Genomic DNA, 606 nt, shown 5'->3' with positions numbered 1-606 from the left:
GGTGGGAGACGGCCGCAGGCGCGCCCCCTGGTGCGGTCGCCCATGCCACCGGTGCCAACGCCTACGGCGAGTACTCGGCCACCCCGTACCTCCGGCTGCCCGCTCACCCGGGCCGCGCCCAACTCCTGGTCACCCTTGTGGTGCTGAGCGCCGATCCCGAGCGGCCCTGCGACCCACAGGCACTGCGGGCGGAGGCGAACGCCCGGGTCACTCCTGGGGGCGGGGTGCTGATCCGCTTTCCGGACGGGGCGGAGGAGGAGGTTCCGGCAGCGGCGGGAATCGGTTGAGGAGCGTGCAGGGGAGGCACACTTCGGCGGGCGGGAGCCCCCGCGGAACGCCCGGAGCTTAATGCATATGATGTGCAGGTGCGTGACTACTGCATAAGATTGGCGACTTCCGACGACCTGGACGGCGCGCGGTCCGTCATGCTCGACACCGTCTACCGGGACTTCGGCACCGGGTACGTCCCGCACTGGCACCGCGACATCGTCGACCTCGACCACGCCTACGTCACGCCCGCCCGCCACACGCTGCTCGTCGCCGTCGACGAGCAGGACGGCACGGTCGTCGCGACAGCCGCGCTCGACTCCCGGGGACCGGCCCACC

Annotated in this window: 2 pseudogenes; both read left to right on the top strand. The window is 71.8% G+C overall.

Features of this window, described 5'->3' with window-relative positions:
* Positions 1-287, top strand: a pseudogene (locus G5C60_RS50855) (DUF2264 domain-containing protein); the annotation flags it as partial.
* A gap of 78 nt (positions 288-365) precedes the next feature.
* Positions 366-606: pseudogene (locus tag G5C60_RS50850) on the top strand (GNAT family N-acetyltransferase); the annotation flags it as partial.

The sequence above is a fragment of the Streptomyces scabichelini genome, assembly GCF_011045015.1.
GTDB classification, from domain to species: domain Bacteria; phylum Actinomycetota; class Actinomycetes; order Streptomycetales; family Streptomycetaceae; genus Streptomyces; species Streptomyces scabichelini.
The sequence above is the reverse complement of the archived record's forward strand: the minus strand, read 5'-3'. Positions and strand labels throughout refer to the sequence as shown.